13 protein-coding genes, 1 pseudogene and 1 riboswitch are annotated in these 14,159 nt (G+C 70.4%); of the genes and pseudogenes, 7 read left to right on the forward strand and 7 right to left on the reverse strand.

The genetic code is table 11. The features are described from left to right. The 4 genes from ACAG20_RS05585 to ACAG20_RS05600 all read right to left on the reverse strand — a co-directional run bounded on the left by ACAG20_RS05585 (position 1) and on the right by ACAG20_RS05600 (position 4,698). Positions 1 to 579, reverse strand: coding sequence for a hypothetical protein (locus ACAG20_RS05585; protein ID WP_112688001.1), 579 nt, complete (start codon positions 577 to 579; stop codon positions 1 to 3). Further along, positions 576 to 2,390 carry an ATP-binding cassette domain-containing protein gene (locus tag ACAG20_RS05590; protein ID WP_370491849.1) on the reverse strand — a complete coding sequence of 605 codons (1,815 nt, stop codon included), beginning with the start codon at positions 2,388 to 2,390 and terminating at the stop codon, positions 576 to 578. Before ACAG20_RS05590 ends, ACAG20_RS05585 begins: the two co-directional genes overlap by 4 nt. A gap of 65 nt (positions 2,391 to 2,455) precedes the next feature. Next, positions 2,456 to 3,508, reverse strand: coding sequence for a FecCD family ABC transporter permease (locus tag ACAG20_RS05595; RefSeq protein WP_370491850.1), 1,053 nt, complete (start codon positions 3,506 to 3,508; stop codon positions 2,456 to 2,458). Next, positions 3,505 to 4,698: an ABC transporter substrate-binding protein gene (locus ACAG20_RS05600; RefSeq protein WP_370491851.1), complete on the reverse strand. Its 1,194-nt coding sequence runs from the start codon at positions 4,696 to 4,698 to the stop codon at positions 3,505 to 3,507. The genes ACAG20_RS05595 and ACAG20_RS05600 overlap by 4 nt, the downstream gene beginning before the upstream one ends. A 36-nt stretch (positions 4,699 to 4,734) precedes the next feature. After that, positions 4,735 to 4,928, reverse strand: a riboswitch (cobalamin riboswitch). A 235-nt stretch (positions 4,929 to 5,163) separates the two neighbouring features. Here ACAG20_RS05600 and cobN point away from each other — a divergent pair. Genes cobN through ACAG20_RS05620 form a run of 4 tightly spaced genes read left to right on the forward strand, consistent with a single transcriptional unit; the run spans position 5,164 to position 11,670 of the window. Next, positions 5,164 to 8,745, forward strand: coding sequence for a cobaltochelatase subunit CobN (gene cobN / locus ACAG20_RS05605; protein WP_370491852.1), 3,582 nt, complete (start codon positions 5,164 to 5,166; stop codon positions 8,743 to 8,745). Continuing rightward, a complete protein-coding gene (cobF, locus tag ACAG20_RS05610) occupies positions 8,745 to 9,488 on the forward strand; it encodes a precorrin-6A synthase (deacetylating) (protein WP_370491853.1) in 744 nt (247 codons plus the stop codon). Before cobN ends, cobF begins: the two co-directional genes overlap by 1 nt. Further along, entirely contained in the window at positions 9,488 to 10,939 is a 1,452-nt protein-coding gene (locus ACAG20_RS05615) for a cobyric acid synthase (protein WP_370491854.1), read from the forward strand. The genes cobF and ACAG20_RS05615 overlap by 1 nt, the downstream gene beginning before the upstream one ends. Further along, positions 10,936 to 11,670: a cobalt-precorrin-6A reductase gene (locus ACAG20_RS05620; RefSeq protein WP_370491855.1), complete on the forward strand. Its 735-nt coding sequence runs from the start codon at positions 10,936 to 10,938 to the stop codon at positions 11,668 to 11,670. Before ACAG20_RS05615 ends, ACAG20_RS05620 begins: the two co-directional genes overlap by 4 nt. On the opposite strand, the gene ACAG20_RS05625 is transcribed toward ACAG20_RS05620, so the two are convergent. Then, positions 11,656 to 12,102, reverse strand: a complete 447-nt coding sequence (locus ACAG20_RS05625; RefSeq protein ID WP_370491856.1) for a hypothetical protein — start codon at positions 12,100 to 12,102, stop codon at positions 11,656 to 11,658. The genes ACAG20_RS05620 and ACAG20_RS05625 overlap by 15 nt on opposite strands. 125 nt (positions 12,103 to 12,227) lie before the next feature. Between ACAG20_RS05625 and ACAG20_RS05630 the strand changes: the two genes are divergently transcribed. After that, on the forward strand, positions 12,228 to 12,521 hold the full coding sequence (locus ACAG20_RS05630) for an antibiotic biosynthesis monooxygenase (RefSeq protein ID WP_370491857.1): 294 nt from the start codon (positions 12,228 to 12,230) through the stop codon (positions 12,519 to 12,521). A gap of 7 nt (positions 12,522 to 12,528) precedes the next feature. Further along, a complete protein-coding gene (locus ACAG20_RS05635; protein ID WP_370491858.1) occupies positions 12,529 to 12,954 on the forward strand; it encodes a nitroreductase family deazaflavin-dependent oxidoreductase in 426 nt (141 codons plus the stop codon). A gap of 19 nt (positions 12,955 to 12,973) precedes the next feature. Here ACAG20_RS05635 and ACAG20_RS05640 read toward each other — a convergent pair. Next, positions 12,974 to 13,168: pseudogene (locus tag ACAG20_RS05640) on the reverse strand (HNH nuclease); the annotation flags it as partial. Between the two features lie 135 nt (positions 13,169 to 13,303). On the opposite strand from ACAG20_RS05640, the gene ACAG20_RS05645 reads away from it, so the two are divergent. After that, positions 13,304 to 13,669: a hypothetical protein gene (locus tag ACAG20_RS05645; protein ID WP_370491859.1), complete on the forward strand. Its 366-nt coding sequence runs from the start codon at positions 13,304 to 13,306 to the stop codon at positions 13,667 to 13,669. Positions 13,670 to 13,727: 58 nt separating this feature from the next. On the opposite strand, the gene ACAG20_RS05650 is transcribed toward ACAG20_RS05645, so the two are convergent. Next, positions 13,728 to 14,159, reverse strand: coding sequence for a GNAT family N-acetyltransferase (locus ACAG20_RS05650; RefSeq protein ID WP_370491860.1), 432 nt, complete (start codon positions 14,157 to 14,159; stop codon positions 13,728 to 13,730).

Here is a 14,159-nt window from a genome sequence, read left to right on the forward strand (position 1 = left end):
CTAACCGCCGCAGCGGATCCGAGCCCCGCTGCGGTCCAACGGGTCCGGGCCCAACCCCAGGTACTTCTCGCGCAGCTTGTCCCACAGTTCCAGCTGGCCCCACTCGGGCTCCTCGCGGATCTGCTGGTCGTTGGTGAGGAACGGGTTGGGCAGCATCAGCGTCATCATCTGCTCGTCGCGGCCGTTGTAGAGTCGCACGCCCCACGACATCGGGTTGCCGTCCTTGCCGATCCGGCGATACAGCTCAGCGCGGGTGCACCGGCGGATCCGGCCCAGCTCCGAGCCGCTGGCCCGGTGCTTGCCGATGCACAGGTGAAAGTGCCAGCGGCCGAAATCAACGGTGGCGTAGCCGTCGAGCATCGCGATCTTGCGCGGGGCATTCGGTGCGGCCACCTCCCAGGCGGCACCCTGCATGATGATGCCGAACCAGATCTCGTCCCAGTACTCGTCGAAGCACAGGTGCAGCAGATCCAGCAGGCTCTGCTGATCGGTGGGCAGCGGCCACAGCTGTTCGCGGCCACGGTCTTCGGTGTCGACGATCGGGGGATCGGCGACGATCTCGGTGGTGGTTTCGGTCATCTGAATCCCTTTCTATCGGGTGTGCGAATCTCGGGCTTACGAGTGAGTGCGCAGTCGATGCACAGCCCGCCGCCGGGCGTGCGGTAGAACAGGCAGCAGGTGGCGCGCCGGTAGTCGGTGCCTGAGTCGTTGAAACAGATTGTGTCGCTGAGCCGTTCGTCCTCGCACACCGTTCGTGCGAGCTCCCAGCACGGTTCGGCCGCCAGCTGTGCACCGTGATGGCGGTGCAGCGCACGGGCGGCGCCCAGCACGGCCGAGGCGGCGTTGCCGTACAGCAGTTTCTCCGAGATCGAACCGAGCCGTCGCACCGCGGCGGCCAGCGGTGTCAGGTGCCTGCTCAGCACCATGTCGGCGAGCCGAGACGCCGGGTCCGGCCCCTGCCAGGCCACCGGATTCGCCAGATGCAACCGCACCGTGCCCTCGGACTCGGAGTACCAGAGCTCATCGGGGTCAAGGTCCAACAGCAGGCCGTGCTCGGCGATCCCGCCCAGCCCGATCGACCACAGCCGCGCCGCGAAGCCCAGGAAGAACGTCGAGGCGGACACCCGAAAATCCGATGCTCCGATCCGGTCTCGCACGGTGCCCACCACGCCGGCGAGCAGCTGTTCGTCGGCGTAGAGCTGCGTCACCGGTCGCCAGCCGCCGCCTTCGACCGGCCCGGTGGACACGCCGAAATACGGGCTGACATCCGCGAGTTCGGCCAACGCGGAGACCACCCGGTCGGCCGGCGCGCAGCGGTATGGGCCGGCGGGCAGAGCGCGCAGCCGCTGCGGCAGGTCGCGCATCGGGGTGCGCGTGGTCGAGGTTGCGCAGCGCAGCGTGACCGCGCCGGGATCGGTTGCGGTGACGAGAAGTTCACAGTTCTCGCCTGGCTCGGCGCTGTCCCAGCCCTCCCGCGACAGCACCCGCAGCAGCGCGGTGCGCAACGGTTCGTCGGCGTCGATGCGGGCGGAGCGGCGCTCACCGGCTGCGGTGCCGAACGCGAACATGCCGCTGGCCGCGTCGAAACGCAGTGTGTCGGTGTCGAACAACGCCCCGATTCTGCCGGACAGCATCAGCTCCTCGCCGACGGTATCCACCAACGTGCCCGCCGGATCCAGCAGCCACACCCGGTCGGCGACCCGCAGCGCCAATTCCAGGTCGTGGGTGCTCAGCACCACCGCCAACTGCTGGTCGCGGGCCAGTTTGCGCAGCAACCCGAACAACCCGGCCCGCGACGAGACGTCCAGGAACGCGGTCGGCTCGTCGAGGATCAGCAGGCCGGGCTGCTGCGCCAGCGCACGCGCGGTCAGCACGCGCTGGCATTCACCGTCGGACAACTCCACGGCCGGCCGCGACGCCAGATGCTGGGCACCGGTCGCGGCCAGCGCCCAGTCGATGATCTCTTCGTCGGCGGGACGCAGCCGAGACCCCAACCCCAGGTGCGGGATACGGCCCAGCCCCACCAGCGCCCGCGCCGACAGCAGGCCCGGGTCGATCCGCTCGGTCAACACCACCGCGACGCGGCGGGCCAGTTCGTCGCGGGGCAGGCCGGTCAGGTCGGCGCCGTCCAGCAGCACCCGGCCACCGAGTGCGGGCTGCAATCCGGCCAGGGTGCGGATCAAGGTGGACTTGCCGGCGCCGTTGGGGCCGATCAGCACGGTCAGCTCGCCGCGGCGGGCCTGCGCGCTCAAGCCGGTGGCCACCGTCGTCGAGCGGCGACGGTGCCGGTAGCCGATCGCCAGGCCGGCCAACTCGACGGCGGCGGGGATTATGCGGCGGTCCCAGCTTCGGCTCTCCTTCGTCGAGCCTCGCTGAACCGCCGGTGTCATGCGGCGGTTCCAGCTTCGGCTCTCCTCCGTCGAGCCTCGCTGAACCGCCGGGATCATGCGGGCCATCATGACGGCATCCCCGATCCGCGGCGGGCCCGCAGTAGCACGGTGATCACCACCGGCGCTCCGACCAGCGCGGTCACCGCGTTGATCGGGATGACCAGATCGCTTCCCGGGACCTGGCTGACGATGCCGCACGCCAGCGCGGCGACCGCACCCAGCAACATCACCGTCGGCAGCACCACCCGATGATCGGAGGTGCCCACGGCGATGCGGGCCACGTGCGGAACCACCAGTCCGAGGAAGGCGATCGGCCCGCAGAACGCAGTCGTCACCCCCGCCAGCAATGATGCCGAGGCGACCGTGACGATGCGGGCGCGGTGCACGTTGATGCCCATGGTCGCCGCGTAACTCTCCCCGAGCAGCAGGGCGTTGAGCGGCCGGATCGTCATCGCCGCGGTGATCAGCCCGACGGCCACCAGCGGCAGCAGCAGCCGCAGGTCGGCCCAGCCGGTCGCGGCGAAACTGCCCAAGCCCCACAGCAGGTACTGCTGCACCCGTTGCGGGTCGGAGTACACCAGCGCCAGGCTCACCAGCGCGGTGCTGGCCGCTCCGATCATCACCCCGATCAGCAGCAGCGTCGCCGCCGACCGGGTCCAGCGCGACAACACCAGCACCAGCGTCAACATCGCCGCCGCGCCGAGTGCCGCCGCGAGCACCTCCCCGGCGCGGCTGCCGCCGGTGGTGCGAAAGCCGGCGCCGGCGGCACCGCCGGCCAGCACCACCAGCGCCACACCCAGGCTGGCCCCGGAGCTGACCCCGAGGATGTAGGGGTCGGCCAGGGTGTTGCGGAACAGCGTCTGCAGTTGCAGGCCGGCGACCCCGAGGGCGGATCCGGCGGCTAGCGCTGTGAGCACCCGCGGCAGCCGCATGTTGGCCACGATCACCTGCCAGCGCGGATCGGATGCGTCGGCGCCGAACAGCACCCGCACGGTGTCGGCCAGCGGTACCCGCACCGGCCCCAACGCCAGCCCCAGCAGCGCCAGCACCAGCACCGCGGCGATCAGCCCGGCCAGCACCAGCGTGGCGCGCCCCGGCCGCACCGCGGCGGCCGTCATCGTGGGACCTGCCGGTAGAACTCGAAGTCGTGGCCGCGATCGGCCAGCTCGGGATGCAGGATGGCGACCAGGTCGCCGAGCAGCAGATCGGGTCGCGCGGTGCCGCGTTCCCAGTACAAGTTGCCCCCACCGGGTCCGATCGCCTTGGTCGCCGACCACACCTGGCCGGTGCGGACCGCGGCGAGTTCGCGGTAGCGGCTGTCGCGTGCCACCGCGTCATCGACGGTTGCCCAGTCGTCGGTGACCAGCCACACCGGTGCGTCTGCCGCGCGGGTGTAGACCGATTCGAAATTCAGCTGCCGGCTCTCGGCGCCGTCGTCGGCGAGCCACGGGTAGCTGCCGCCGGCGTCGGCTACCAGCCGCCCGGAGTAACTGGCGCCGGTGGGCATGGACCAGTGGCCCGAGTACATGGTGCCGAGGAGCACCTCGGTGGGCGCGGCCCCCGAGGCCTGCGCCGCCAGCGCCCGGTAGCGCTGGCGGATGCCCTGGTAGACCTGCCCGGCCCGGCGTTCGGCGCCGGTCAGCGCGGCGAACATCTTGATCCACTCGGCGCGGCCCAGCGGGGTGGCCTCCAGCCATTCGGCGTCGGCGACCACCGGCAGGCCGGCTTCACGCAGCTTGGGGTAGCCGGCGTCGTCCATGCCCTGGGTGACCAGCACATCGGGGCCGGCGTGCAGCACGCTTTCGATGTTGACCTGCCCGCCGGGTGCGTAGCCGACGGTCGCACCGGCGTCGATGCGCTCGCGGAGCTGTGGGTCGGCGACCGCGGCCGGGCTCGCCACCCCGGTCACCACGTCGGCCTTGTCGAGTTCGGTGATCATCGCCAGATGGGTCGTCGAGCCCGAATACAGACTGCGCACCGGAACGGTGATGCGTTGGGCGGCAGCCAGTTCACCGCTCAATGCCGGGGCCGGCGCCCCGCAGCGCACCAGCACATAGGACACCGGTGTGCCGCCGAGGTAGGGGCGGTGCACCGTCAGGATCTGGTAGCTGCGGTGGTATTCGATGGCGAAGTTGGTGGCCTCGGACAGCGTCGACTTGTCGGGAAAGTAGTCGGCGTGTGGATCGAAGTCGGTAATGCAGTCCTGCCGCCCGTCGGCGGTGCGGGGGGCGTGCTCGGCCGCGCAGCCGGCCAGCGCCAGGGTTAGCGCGGTGGCCAGCACGGGAACTACCCGCAGCGCACGGAACATGGGCGTGCATCAGCTTCCTCGGGGTACACCGCCCCGGTTCGGAGGACGCGATGACGTGAGTCTCCTGGCTCTCGGATCACTGCTCGCCTCGCCTTCCAGCCCCACACGTGGCGGACCGTGGCCGATGAGGGTCACTCCCCGATGACAGTGGCGGGACCGCGCCGGATTCGCACCGGCTTCCTCACTGTGTTGCCATCGCCTTACCGGCGACATTCTTGCATGCCGTGCTGGGCTAGGCTGGCCGCCGTCTCGTGGCGTCAGGAACCCGGTGTAATTCCGGCGGTCCAGCGAGGCTCGACGGAGGTGGCCCGAAGGGGCGGCGGAGGCGAGCCGGCACTGGGACCGCCGAATGATTCCGGGGCGGTTCCGCCACTGTGAGCGGCGCGGTTCGTGGTGCGCCGTCAGCCAGATACTGGCCGCGGGACACCCGACCGAATGGGGCGCGAACCCCGAGGAGGAACCCCGATGTCTGATGCCCGGCGCATCGCCTTGCTGTCCACGTCCGACACCGACCTGCTGTCGGCCCGCGCCAGCGGAGCGGCCTACACCCTGGGCAACCCGGCGCGCCAGGACATCCAACCGGTGCTCGACGGGGCGGATGTCGTGGTGCTGCGGATCCTGGGTTCGTCCGCGGAGATCGACGCCGAGCTGACGCTGCTGCGCGCCACCGGGCTGCCGGTGGTGGTGCTCGGCGGCGAGCGATCACCCAACGCCGAGCTGATGGAGTGCTCGACGGTCCCGATCGGGCTGGCGGCGCAGGCGCACGCCTACCTCGCCGAGGGCGGGCCGGCGAATCTGGCGCAGCTGCACGCGTTCCTGTGCGACACGGTGTTGCTGACCGGCGAGGGCTTCGACGAGCCGTCGGTGATCCCGGAATGGGGATACGGGTCTCGCGAGCCGAACGAGGCACCCGATGCGGTACGGGTCGGGGTGCTGTACTACCGGGCCCACGAAGTCAGCGGCAACGCCGGGTTCGCCCACGCGCTGGCCGACGCCATCGACGCCACCGGCCGGGCGGTCGGGGTGCCGATCTTCGCCGCCTCGCTGCGCAACGCCCCCGACGAGCTGTTCGAGGCACTCGGCACCCTGGATGCAGTGGTGGTCTGCATGCTGGCGGCCGGCGGTGCGATGAACGCCACAGCGACCGTGGGTGCCGGCGACGATGACGGCGCCTGGGACATCGAACAGGTCGCCGCACTGGATATTCCGGTGTTTCAGGGCTTGTGCCTGGCGTCGTCGCGGGCGGACTGGGCGGTCAACGACGACGGCGTCACCCCGCTGGATTCGGCCACCCAGATCGCCATCCCGGAGTTCGACGGCCGGATCATCACGGTGCCGTTCTCCTTCAAGGAGATCGACGACGACGGGCTGCCGCACTACGCCGCCGACCCCGAACGCTGTGCCCGGGTCGCGGGTGTGGTGGTCAACCACGCTGTGCTGCGCCGTATCCCGAACGCCGACAAGAAGCTGGCGCTGGTGCTCTCGGCGTACCCCACCAAGCACTCCCGGGTCGGCAACGCGGTCGGGCTGGACACCCCGGCCTCGGCGGTGCGGCTGCTGCACCGGCTGGCCGACGCCGGCTACGACGTCGGCGACGGTTTCGGGGTGCTCGACATCGCTGACGAGACGCAGGCGGGGGACCGGTTGATCCACACCCTGATCGAGGCCGGTGGCCAGGACGAGGACTGGCTGTCCGCCGCGCAGCTGACCGAGGCCCAGGTACGGGTGACCGCGCAGCAGTACGCGCAGTGGACCGCCGAGCTGCCCGACGAGCTATGCGACTCGATGACGGCGGCGTGGGGCCCGGCCCCGGGGACCCTGTTCGTCAACGATGCCGGCGAGATCGTGCTGGCCGCACTGCGATCCGGCAACGTCGTGCTGATGATCCAGCCGCCGCGCGGCTTCGGGGAGAACCCGGTGGCCATCTACCACGACCCGGAGCTGCCGCCGAGCCACCACTACCTGGCCGCATACCGTTGGCTGGCACACGGTTTCGGGGCGCACGCGGTGATCCACCTGGGCAAGCACGGCTCGATGGAATGGCTGCCCGGCAAGACCGCGGCACTGTCGGCGAGCTGCGCCACCGACGCCATGATCGCCGACCTGCCGCTGATCTACCCGTTCCTGGTCAACGACCCCGGTGAGGGCGCGCAAGCGAAACGCCGCGCGCACGCCACCATCGTCGACCACCTGATCCCGCCGATGGCGCGCGCGGAGTCCTACGGCGACATCGCCCGCCTGGAGCAACTGCTCGACGAGTACGGCAACATCGCCACCATGGATCCCGGCAAGCTGCCGGCGATCCGCGGCGAGATCTGGAACCTGATGCGCGCCGCGGAGATGCACCGCGACCTGGGCCTGGACGAGCGGCCCGAGGACGAGGAGTTCGACGACTTCCTGCTGCACGTCGACGGCTGGCTCTGCGAGATCAAGGACGCCCAGATCCGCGACGGACTGCACGTGCTCGGCGGCGCCCCGGCCGGAGCCGAGCGCATCAACCTGGTGCTGGCGATCCTGCGCGCCCCGCAGGTGTGGGGCGGGGTCGACCACGCGGTGCCGGGGCTGCGGGCCGCGTTGGGTTTGAAGGAAGACGCTGCTGCCGCCGTCGTCGACGAGATCGAGGACCGTGCCCGGGAACTGGTCGAGGCCATGGAGGCCGCCGGCTGGGACGTCGGGGCCGCCGACACGCTGCATCCCGACCCGGAGGTGTGCCGGGTGCTGAGATTCGCTGCCACCGAAGTGGTTCCGCGGCTGGCCGGCACCGCAGCCGAGCTGGACTCGGTGCTGCATGCGCTGGCCGGTGGATTCGTGCGGCCGGGACCGTCTGGATCACCGCTGCGCGGTCTGGTCAACGTGCTGCCCACCGGCCGCAACTTCTACACCGTCGACCCGCGGGCGGTGCCGTCCCGGCTGGCGTGGCAGACCGGGCAGGCGATGGCGGACTCGCTGGTGCGGCGCTACCTCGACGACACCGGCCGCTATCCGGAGTCGGTGGGGTTGTCGGTGTGGGGGACCTCCGCGATGCGCACGTCCGGCGACGACGTCGCCGAGGTGCTGGCACTGCTCGGGGTGCGACCCGACTGGGACGAGGCCTCGCGGCGGGTATCGGGACTGGAGGTCATCTCCCTGGAGGAGTTGGGGCGTCCGCGCATCGATGTGACGGTGCGCATCTCGGGATTCTTCCGGGACGCGTTCCCGCACGTGGTGACGATGCTCGACGATGCCGTGCAACTGGTGGCGACGCTCGATGAGCCGGCCGAGTCGAACTTCGTGGCCGCACACGCCCGCGCCGACCTGGCGGAGCACGGCGACCTGCGCCGGGCCACCACCCGCGTCTTCGGTTCCGCGCCCGGCTCGTACGGGGCCGGCATCCTGCAGCTGATCGAGTCCGGAACCTGGCGCGACGACAAGGATCTGGCCGAGGTCTACACCGCTTGGGGCGGGTTCGCCTACGGCCGCGGACTGGACGGCTGTGCGGCCGCGGATGACATGCGCACCAACTACCGCCGGATCAAAGTGGCCGCCAAGAACATCGACACCCGTGAGCACGACATCGCCGACTCCGATGACTACTTCGTCTACCACGGCGGCATGATCGCGACGGTGCGAGCGCTGACCGGCACGGATCCGAAAGCCTATGTGGGTGACTCGACGTCGACGGATGCGGTGCGCACCCGCACGCTGGCCGAGGAGACTGCCCGGGTTTTTCGGGCCCGGGTGGTCAACCCGCGCTGGATCTCCGCGATGCGCCGGCACGGCTACAAGGGCGCCTTCGAACTGGCCGCCACCGTGGACTACCTGTTCGGTTTCGACGCCACCGCCGGGGTGGTGCACGACTGGATGTATGAGAAGCTCGCAGCGGAATACGTGCTGGATCCGCAGACCCGCGAGTTCCTCGACAAGTCCAACCCGTGGGCGCTGCAGGGCATCGTGGAGCGACTCAAGGAGGCCGCCGACCGGGGCCTGTGGGCCGAGCCCGATCCGCAGACCATGGCGGCGCTGCAGCAGGCCTACCTGGACGTCGAAGGGGATTTGGAGGACCGGTAATGGCGCTGCAGGTCTGGATCCTCGGTGTCGGCATGGGCCCCCAGCACGTCACGGCCGAGGCCGCCGAGGTGCTGCGCAGCGTCGACTACGTGCTGGCCGCAGCCAAGGGATCCGAGGACGGCCTGCTGGCGCTGCGCCGCGCGATAGTCGACGCCTACGCCCCCGCAGTCCCGGTCGTCACTGTTGCCGACCCGCACCGCGACCGCTCACCGGAGCTGACCGGCCCCGGGTATACCCGCGCCGTCGCCGACTGGCATGCCGCCCGAGCGGCGCGCTACGCCGAGGTGCTACGGGCCCACGGCGGCACCGCGGCATTTCTGGTGTGGGGTGACCCCTCGCTGTACGACTCGACGATCCGCATCGTGGAGCGAATGAAAACCCTTGGCGTAGAACTGGAGTACCAGGTACTGCCAGGTATCAGCGCCCCGCAGCTGCTGGCCGCCCGACACCGCATGGTGCTGCACGAGGTGGGCAGGCCGGTGCACATCACCACCGGGCGGCGGCTTTGGGAGGCCGTGGGCGCCGGTCAGGACAACATCGTCGCGATGCTCAACCCCGACGGGCTGGATCTTTCCGCGCTGGCCGACTGGACGATCTGGTGGGGCGCCAACCTCGGTGCCGCGGGGGAGCGGTTGGTGCACGGCCGGGTCGGCGACGTCGCAGGGCAGCTCGTCGACGCCCGCCGCGCAGCCCGCGCCGAGGCCGGCTGGGTGATGGACATCTTCCTGGTGCGCAGGCCCTGATGGCGGGGTTGCTGATCGCCGGAACCACCAGCGACGCCGGCAAAACCGTGGTCAGCACCGGGCTGTGCCGGGCGCTGACACGCCGCGGGGTCAGAGTGGCTCCCTACAAGGCGCAGAACATGTCGAACAACTCGATGGTGTGCGTGGGGGCCGACGGGGCCGCGACGGAAATCGGCCGGGCGCAATGGGTTCAGGCGCTGGCCGCGCGCGCGGTCCCCGAGCCGGCGATGAACCCGGTGTTGCTCAAACCCGGCAGCGACCAGCGCAGCCACGTGGTGCTCATGGGCCGGCCCTGGGGGGAGGTCTCATCGTCGGACTGGCGGGAGGGGCGCCGGGCGTTGGCCGACGCCGCCCACGGCGCCTATGACGATCTGGCGGCCCGCTACGACGTGATCATCGCCGAGGGTGCCGGCAGCCCGGCCGAGATCAACTTGCGGGACAGCGATTTCGTGAACATGGGGCTGGCCCGCCACGCCGATCTGCCGACGGTGGTCGTCGGAGACATCGACCGGGGCGGGGTGTTCGCGGGGTTCTTCGGCACCGTCGCGTTGCTCGATGCGGAGGATCAGGCGCTGATCACCGGGTTCATCGTGAACAAGTTCCGCGGTGACGCCGGACTGCTGGAACCGGGGCTGCGGGAATTGGAGCGCCGCACCGGGCGCCGGGTCTTTGGCACGCTGCCGTGGCATCCCGAGCTGTGGCTGGATTCCGAGGACGCCCTGGACCTGGACGGCAGACGCTCGGCGCGTACCGGGGCGCGACGGGTGGCGGTGATACGGCTGCCGCGGATCAGCAATTTCACCGATTTGGACGCACTCGGCCTGGAACCCGATCTGGACGTGGTATTCGCTTCGGACCCGCGCGCGCTGTCCGATGCCGACTTGGTGGTGCTGCCGGGGACCCGCGCCACGGCGTCCGATCTGGGCTGGCTGCGCTCGCGCGGACTGGATGACGCGATCGTCGCGCACGCCGCGGCGGGCAAGCCGGTGCTGGGGATCTGCGGGGGTTTTCAGATGCTGGGCCGGTCGATCCGCGACCCGGAGGGGATCGAGGGCGCACCGGGCCAGGTGACCGGCCTGGGTCTGCTGGACGTCGAAACCTGTTTCGGTGCAGACAAAGTGCTGCGGCTGTCCGACGGTGGATACGAGATACACCACGGCCGGATCAGCCGGGGCGAGCGGGTGCAGGACTTTCTCGGCGGCGTGCGTGCCGGCCGGGTGTTCGGCACCATGCGGCACGGAAGTTTCGAACAGGACGCGCTGCGCGCCGAATTTCTCGCCGAAAGCCTCGGGATGAAACCCTCCGGGGTGTCGTTTCCGGGCGCCCGCGAACGCCGGCTCGACTTGCTGGCTGATCTGGTCGAGCAGCACCTGGATGTCGATGCCCTGCTGGAGTTGACGCGCGGCGGGCCGCCACCGGGTCTGCCGTTCTTGGCGGCGGGGGGACCGTGACGCGACTGTTGCTGCTCGGCGGGACCGCCGAAGCCCGAGCCCTGGCCGACCGATTGGTGCGCGCCGGCGTGGACGTCACCACCTCCCTGGCCGGCCGGGTGGCCAACCCGCGGCTGCCGGTCGGGGCGGTGCGTATCGGCGGATTCGGCGGAATCGACGGGCTGCGTGCGGCATTGGCCGACTACGATGCCGTCGTCGACGCCACGCACCCGTTCGCCACCACCATGTCCCGCAATGCGGCCGCCGCCTGTTCGGCTGCGGGCCGCCCGCTGCTGCGGCTGGAGCGGCCCGGCTGGGGGGAGCGCGCCCGGCCGTCCTGGCGGTGGGTCGACTCGCATGAGCAGGCTGCCGCGGTGGCGGCCCGGCTGAGCCGGCGCCCGGTGCTGACGATCGGACGCCAACAGCTGGCGTCCTACCTGCCGGCGCTGGCCGACGCGGCGGTGCTGGCGCGCGTCGTCGACCCGCCCTCGATCACGCTGCCGACGGGTTGGACGGTGGTCAGCGACCGGGGGCCGTATGCGTTGCCGGGCGAACTCGCGCTGCTGCGCGATCACCGCGCCGACAGCGTGGTGACCAAGGATTCCGGGGGCGAGTACACCTGGCCGAAGATGTTGGCCGCCGAGGAACTCGGGCTGCCGGTGGTCATCGTGCGTCGCCCGGCCCGGCCGGCGGGGGTGCGATGCGTGTACGACGTCGAGCAGGCATTGGCCTGGGTGCTAGCCGGCCACTGACCAGAGCTGCAGCACGGTGCCGGCGGTCAGCAGCCCGGCGACCTTGACCACCTCCAGCCCCGCGTAGGCGTAGTGGGCCTGGGAGCGCGCGCGCATTCCGCCGGGCGGTGCCGCGGCGGCGGCCAAGACCGCATCGGAGCGGCGGCGCAGCAGGGGCCGCACGAACAGCGACTGCACCAGCAGCATCGTCACCGCTACGCTGATGGCCGCCAGCGCCAGCCGCCCGGGCGGATGAGTGACGACCGCGATCACCACCACCGTCGCCAGCACGATCTCGACGGTGTTGAGGGCACGAAACACCAGCCGGCCGATACCCAGCCCCAGCTGGAGGGTGATCCCGGGCGCCCGGAATTTCAGCGGCGCCTCGATGAACGAGATCGCCAGCACCATGCCCAACCAAGCGAAAACGATTGCCGCCGCGATCGCACCCATATCGCCGACACCTCCCGTGTTACCTGTGTCTAACGGTTGCAGTAAACATATCTGTGCAAGTCCGTCACAGACAACCCCCGGGTGGGGGTGACGGTCGCCAGGTGCGCTCGGTGCAGACTGGGGGAGTGATTGTCGAGCATGGTGTGCTTCCCATTCATCCCGGCAGCGAAGCCGACTTCGAGGCGGCGTTCGCCAAGGCCCGGCCGTTGATCGCGGCCCAGCCCGGTTTTCTGGGGATCTCGATGTCCCGGTCGATCGAATCGCCGAACCTGTACCTGCTGCTGGTGCAGTGGGAGAGTGTGGCGGCGCACACCGAGGGGTTCCGCAAGTCGCCGGAGTTCGCCCAGTGGCGCGCGCTGCTGCACGACTTCTACGCATCCCCGCCGGTGATCGAGCACTTCGTGGATATCGAGGGGTGAGGTAGCCGTGGACGCGAAGCGAACCCTGGAATTCAATGCCCGCAACATCGCGGAGTTCCGCAGCACCGGCGGAAAACTCGGTGGCCCGTTCGAAGGGGCTCCGGTCCTGCTGTTGACCACCACCGGGGCCAAGTCCGGGCAGCCGCGCACCAGCCCGATGATGTACCTGCCCGAGGGCGAGCGGATTTTCGTGTTCGCCTCCAACGAGGGCAAGGACAACCATCCCAGCTGGTATCACAACCTGCGGGCGAACCCGTCGGCCATCGCCGAGATCGGCACCGAGACCTTTGCCGTGACCGCCACCGAGATCCGCGGGGCAGAGCATGACCGGCTCTACGACATCCAGGCGCAGCGTTATCCCGGCTTCGCCGCCTACCGGGAGCGCACCGACCGGGTCATCCCGGTCATCGAGCTGACCAAGACCGCGCGCTGAGCCGGGCGCATCCCCCGGCTCACGCCGCCGGTGGGTCGGGGTCGTTTTCGAGTAGTTCTTCGGGGTGGTGGGCGTGGTTGATTTCGGGTGGGCCGGTGCCGTCGGTCCAGCCCAGCCGGCCCGAGGCGGTGACGATGGTGTGTTGTCGTCCGTCGGTGGCCGGCGTGGTGGGGCCGCAGGCGAAGTAGAGCTTGTCGGCGGCCGCCGCCGCTCCCAGTGCTGTTGCCATATCCCAACGCTAAAACCCACCCCCGACACCACCGGCCAACACCGACACCGGGACGGCCCGCCTGTGGACGAACCCCCAACTGTGGATGAATCAGCGCCGCGCCGCGTAGCATCGCCACTCGTGACTCGCCTCGGCTACGCCCACGACGCGGTGGTGCGGTTGCATCCCGGCGGCAGCCCGAACGCACCCGGCGCGGCGATCACGCTGGCGCTGTGCGGCAGCTGGGACCATCCGCCGCCGTGCCCACTGGCGCCGCATCACACCGCGAATCACGTCGCCGGTGAGGATGTCACGCTGCGGATCCTGTTCGCCGCCGACGCCGCCGACGAACCACGCGTCCGCCGGCTCATCGGCGAGGCGCTCGCGGCCGAAGAGCTGACCGGGCCGGACGGGCGGGTCACCCGGTGGCAGCTGAAATCCGCTGCTGCCGGCCGGCTCCGGACGAACGAGCACGGCCACGCCGCCGATCTGATCGCCCATCACTGAGCCGCCACTGGCGGTGGCCGGGCACTGATCGCGTCCGTGCACCGCTGCGAGGGCTGACTCAGTCGCGCACGTGCGGCAACCGGGGCCGGCGCTCCATGAAGGTCACATCGGGTGCGGCGAAGCCGAACGTCTCGTACAGCGCGTGCGCGTCGGCGGTGTGCAGCATCCAGCGGAAGTCGTGGCCGGGCCCCTGGTCGATCATCACCCGCAGCAAGCCCCGGCCGATGCCGGTGCCCCGCTCGGTACGCGCGACGTACACGTCGGCCAGATACGCCATGGCCGCACCATCGGAGAATGCCCGGCAGAAACCCACCATCGCACCGTCGTCGGATCGGTAGGCGCCCACCAGCCGCCACGCCTCATCGAGTTGACGATCGAACATGGCGCGGGTGCGGTACTTCGCCCAGTACGTGTGCTCGGTCAGTTCGTGCCAGAGCCAGTCACGATCCACCCGCGCACTCGCCGTGGAGAATTCGACGGGGCCGGACAT

Origin of the sequence: Mycobacterium sp. pW045 (assembly GCF_041287085.1) — a bacterium.
In the GTDB taxonomy this organism is placed as follows: Bacteria; Actinomycetota; Actinomycetes; order Mycobacteriales; family Mycobacteriaceae; genus Mycobacterium; species Mycobacterium algericum_A.